The organism is Streptomyces sp. SM1, assembly GCF_002910825.1.
Taxonomy (GTDB): Bacteria; Actinomycetota; Actinomycetes; order Streptomycetales; family Streptomycetaceae; genus Streptomyces; species Streptomyces okerensis.
The window spans coordinates 1-4,454 of sequence record NZ_NEUB01000887.1 but is presented as its reverse complement, the minus strand read 5'-3'; the positions used below and the strand labels follow the sequence as shown (position 1 = coordinate 4,454).

Below are 4,454 nucleotides of genomic sequence, written 5' to 3'. Positions count from 1 at the left end.
AGAACCTCGCCGGCTACCTCTTCATGTCACCGTGGATCGCGGGGTTCCTGCTGCTCACGGCGGGGCCGATGATCGCGTCGCTGTACTACGCGTTCACCAGCTACAACCTGTTCACCCCGCCCCGGTGGATCGGGCTGGACAACTTCACCACGATGTTCCAGGACCCGCGCTGGCAGAAGTCGGTGGAGGTCACACTCAAGTACGTCGTCGTGGCCACCCCGCTGAAGCTGCTGCTCGCGCTCTGTGTCGCGCTGCTGCTCGCGCAGCAGCGGCGCGGACAGGGCCTGTACCGGGCCGCGTTCTACATGCCCTCGCTCATCGGCGCCAGTGTCTCCGTCGGCTTCGTGTGGCGGGCGCTGTTCTCCGACGACGCGGTCGTGGACCGCACGCAGAAGATCTTCGGGTTCGACGCGGGCGGCTGGATCGGCAACCCGGACTACGTCCTGTACGCCCTGGTGGCCCTGAGCATCTGGCAGTTCGGCGCGCCGATGGTCATCTTCCTGGCCGGCCTCAAGCAGGTCCCGCGCGAGCTGTACGAGGCGGCCGAGGTGGACGGGGCCGGTCCGCTGCGGCGGTTCTGGAACATCACCCTGCCGATGATCTCCCCGGTGCTGTTCTTCAACGTACTGCTGGAGTCCATCCACGCGTTCCAGGTGTTCGGCTCCGCCTACGTCGTCTCCGACACCCGGTGCGGGCCGGCCGACGCCACGCTCGTCTACACCTGTTACCATGACGCGTGCGTGTGCGGTGACGCCGTGGCTGGCAGAGGGCGCCTCCGTGCCGCAGCAGCAGGCCATCCGTGACTTTGCCGTATCCCGTGGCAAAGCGCTCAAAGATGTCAAGGACCGGCTGCCGGTGAATCGGCGGGCGGGGATGCCGCGTCACAAGAAGCGGCGGGGGAGTGATCCGTCGCTGAACTACACGCGGCGCGGTTTCCGCCTCAAAGGCGGGCGGCTGCATCTGGCGGGCGGGATCGTCCTGACCGTGGTCTGGTCCCGCCCTCTCCCGGCCGAACCGTCCGCGGTGCGGGTCTACCGTGGCCGTGTCGGGCATTGGTACGCCTCGTTCGTCGTGCCCACCACGATTGAGCCGCTGCCGCAGACGGGCGCGGTCATCGGTATCGACTGGGGAGTCAAGGAGACCGCCACCACCACCTCCGACCGCCACGACCTCCCCCACCCCCGCCACGGCTTCAAGGCGCAGCAGAGGCTGTCCCGATACGACCGGATGGTGGCCCACCGCAAGCCGAAGAAGGGGCGGGCGGCATCGAAGGGGTACCGGGAGGCGAAACGGTGGCGGGCAAAGACCTACGCGAAGATCGCCCGGCAGCGGCAGGACACCGCCCGCAAGTGGGCCAAGCGTGTGGTGCGGGACCATGATGTGATCGCGGTGGAGGACTTCCGGCCGAAGTTCCTCGCCAGGACCATGATGGCACGCAGGGCCGCCGACGCCGCCATCGGCACCACCAAACTGGCCCTGGTCGAGATGGGCCGCAAGCACGGGCGGGATGTGCGTTTGGTGCATCCCGCGCACACCACCATGGACTGCGCCGGGTGCGGAGCGAGAGCCAAGCACGCCCTGCCGCTGTCGGAACGTACCTACACCTGTGTCGCGTGCGGAGCAGTCTTCCCCAGGGACAAGAACTCCGCCTACGTGATGCTTGCCCGGGCAGGTCTGAACCCGGCTGGCCTCGAGGGCACAAGACCTCCCGGAGCGCCGCTCCGGGAGGCAGCCTGAGCCAGGAATCCCCTCCTGCTCAGGGAGGGGAGTAGTCAACTACTACAAGGACCAGCGCCGCTGGTACGGCTTCTGGGACTACGGCGACATCACGCACACCTACGACACCGTCCGGCACCAGTGGCGCTACGACGTCGGCGGCTACGCCTGGGACAACTCCGAACTCTCGCCCGACCTGTGGCTCTGGTACGCGTACCTGCGCTCCGGTCGTGCGGACATCTTCCGCTTCGCCGAGGCCGTGACCTGCCACACCGGCGAGGTCGACGTCTACCGCCTCGGCCGATGGGCCGGCCTCGGCACCCGGCACGGCGTTCAGCACTACGCCGACAGCGCCAAACAGCAGCGCATCGCCAACACCACACACCGCCGCTTCTACTACTTCCTCACCGCCGACGAACGCGTCGGTGACCTCATGCGCGCAGGCGTCGACTCCGACGAGACCTTCCTCGCCCTCGACTCCCTCCGCAAGATCCGCACCGAGCCCTACACACCCGACCGCAACGCCCTGTCCATCGGCTTCGGCACCGACTGGAGCGGACTGGTCTCCGCCTGGCTCACCGAGTGGGAACGCAAGGGCCCGCAGTGGGAGAAGGCCAGGGCCCGCGTGCTCTCCACCATGGAGACCATCGCCGCCCAGCCCAACGGCTTCGTCCAGGGCAGCGGCCTGTACGACCTCGACACCGGCAGGTTCGCCGTCGCCGACACCCCGAAGGTGGAGGTCTCCCACCTGTCCGCCGTCTTCGGCCTGAACGAACTCTGCGCCGAACTGATCGACCTCGTCGACATGCCGGAGTTCAACGAGGCCTACTACGACTACTGCCGCTGCTTCAACGCGAGCAAGGCCGAACAGGCGGAGCGGTACGGTTCCCACCTCGGCAGCCTGATCCTCTTCCAGGGCCACTCCCGCCTCGACGCCTACGCCGCCGTACGGACCGGCGACGAGGAACTCGCCGCGCGGGCCTGGCGGAAGTTCTACGACTCCGACGGCTACAAGGAGTCGGCGCCCTGGCAGACCGAGAAGGTGGGCGGACCGGCCGCCCTGGTCGCGGGGAGCGAGGCCACCTGGGTCTCCACCAACGACACCGCGCTCTACGGCCTCGACGCCATCGAGAACCTGGCGCTGCTGGGGGACCGCATGCCGTAGCGGCATCCCGGGCGCGGGCGGGCACACTCCGTAGATGGACTGGAACCATTACCGCTTCCGCAGTCTGTGGACCCTGTCCGCGCCCGCCGCGACGGTGTACAACGCACTGGAACGGATCGAGGACTACCCCCTGTGGTGGCCGCAGGTACGCGACGTCACCCGCCTCGACGACACTAGCGGCATCGTCACGATCCGCTCCCTCCTGCCCTACGACCTGACCTCGACCGTGCGGGAGGGGCGGCGCGACCGGGAGACCGGGGTCCTGGAGGCGGGCCTGTCCGGCGACATCGACGGCTGGGCCCGCTGGACCGTCACCGGCCTGGGAGCACACGGCTGCCTCGCCCACTACGAGCAGGAGGTCGACGTCCGCAAGCCGCTGCTGCGCCTGCTCGCCGTACCCGCCCGGCCGGTCTTCCGCGTCAACCACGCGGCGATGATGCGGGCCGGCCGGCGCGGACTGGCCGCACACCTGCAAGCGGTTTGAAGGAAGCCTCCCCGGACCTGTATTGTTCACTGCGTTCCCGGGCGATTAGCTCAGTGGGAGAGCGCTTCGTTCACACCGAAGAGGTCACTGGTTCGAACCCAGTATCGCCCACCGGGAAAGCCGGTCCGTCCCCGACGGACCGGCTTTGTCCTTGCGGCGGGTGCCCTCACGCAGCCGCCGACAGGTCCGGACGCAGCGGCCATGCCGGGTCGACCATCTCTTCCGTGCCACTGCGCGCGAACCACGTCTGGAGTCCCCGCGCCTGCCCCGCGTGCCACACCGCCTGCAGGGTGTGCAGCTCACCGGGCGACAACCGCTCGAGACGGGACGCGAAACGCCGCCCCACCGCCCGGGCGACCTCCAGCGCGGCCGCCGCGTCGTGCGCCGCCTCCCACGGCACCTCGTACAGCGCGCACAGGTCGGTCAGCGTCCGCCGGCCCTTGCGACAGCGGTCCAGATGCCTGTCCAGCACCCACGGGTCCAGCACCAGCAGCGGTGTCCGCTCGAACCAGCGGGCCAGCGACGACGCCCGGTGCCGGCGCAACTCCCGGTCCAGCAGCGTGAGATCGAACGGCGCGTTCATCACCACCAGCGGTCGGCCCACCCGGGCCTGCTCCGCCAGCGCCTGCGCCACCTCGTACATCACCGGTGCCGGCCAGCGGCCGTCGCGCTGCAGATGCTCGTCCGTCAGCCCGTGCGGCAGCGTCGCCCCGGCCGGCACCGGCACCCCCGGATTCACCAGCCAGCGGGTCGCCCGGGGCCGGGATCCCGGCCCGTCCTGGACGACGAGAGCGGCCGACACGATCCGGTCGTTCTCGACGTCCCCACCCGTCGCCTCCGTGTCGAAGGCGGCCAACGGCCCTTCGTACCAGCACGCCATACCCACCAACCCCTCGCTCACCATCGGCAGTTGACGCGCCATCCACTGCCCGAACCGGTGATACCCGGGCCGTCCGCGTCGTACGCCGGAAATGCGCCGTAAGGAGACAACAGCAGTTCGAGTCGGCGCGGTACGGCGACACGTACAGGGAAAACGCCCTTCCGCGCACGCTGTTGGCGCGCCGCCGTGACGCGGCCGGGTTGGACGGG

The 4,454-nt window shown here is 69.3% G+C and carries 3 protein-coding genes, 1 tRNA gene and 2 pseudogenes; 5 read left to right on the top strand and 1 reads right to left on the bottom strand.

Going from position 1 to position 4,454, the window contains the following annotated elements:
• From B9S61_RS29905 to B9S61_RS29885, 5 genes and pseudogenes are all read left to right on the top strand, one after another.
• A pseudogene (locus B9S61_RS29905) lies at window positions 1-728 on the top strand (carbohydrate ABC transporter permease); the annotation flags it as partial.
• A gap of 1 nt (window position 729) precedes the next feature.
• Entirely contained in the window at window positions 730-1,737 is a 1,008-nt protein-coding gene (locus B9S61_RS29900) for a transposase (protein ID WP_258039919.1), read from the top strand.
• A gap of 40 nt (window positions 1,738-1,777) precedes the next feature.
• Window positions 1,778-2,881, top strand: a pseudogene (locus B9S61_RS29895) (Tat pathway signal sequence domain protein); the annotation flags it as partial.
• A gap of 34 nt (window positions 2,882-2,915) precedes the next feature.
• Complete coding sequence (locus B9S61_RS29890; protein WP_103545034.1) at window positions 2,916-3,365, top strand: SRPBCC family protein; 450 nt, start codon at window positions 2,916-2,918, stop codon at window positions 3,363-3,365.
• Window positions 3,366-3,404: 39 nt separating this feature from the next.
• A tRNA-Val gene (locus tag B9S61_RS29885) sits at window positions 3,405-3,476 on the top strand.
• 55 nt (window positions 3,477-3,531) lie between these two features.
• Here B9S61_RS29885 and B9S61_RS29880 read toward each other — a convergent pair.
• Window positions 3,532-4,245 carry an exonuclease domain-containing protein gene (locus B9S61_RS29880; protein ID WP_103545033.1) on the bottom strand — a complete coding sequence of 238 codons (714 nt, stop codon included), beginning with the start codon at window positions 4,243-4,245 and terminating at the stop codon, window positions 3,532-3,534.
• Window positions 4,246-4,454 lie beyond the last annotated feature (209 nt).

Bases quoted from the DNA above. Each gene is read 5' to 3' on its own strand.
- B9S61_RS29900 (WP_258039919.1), top strand. From the start codon at position 730: ATGACGCGTGCGTGTGCGGTGACGCCGTGGCTGGCAGAGGGCGCCTCC.
- B9S61_RS29890 (WP_103545034.1), top strand. From the start codon at position 2,916: ATGGACTGGAACCATTACCGCTTCCGCAGTCTGTGGACCCTGTCCGCG.
- B9S61_RS29880 (WP_103545033.1), bottom strand. From the start codon at position 4,245: ATGGCGTGCTGGTACGAAGGGCCGTTGGCCGCCTTCGACACGGAGGCG.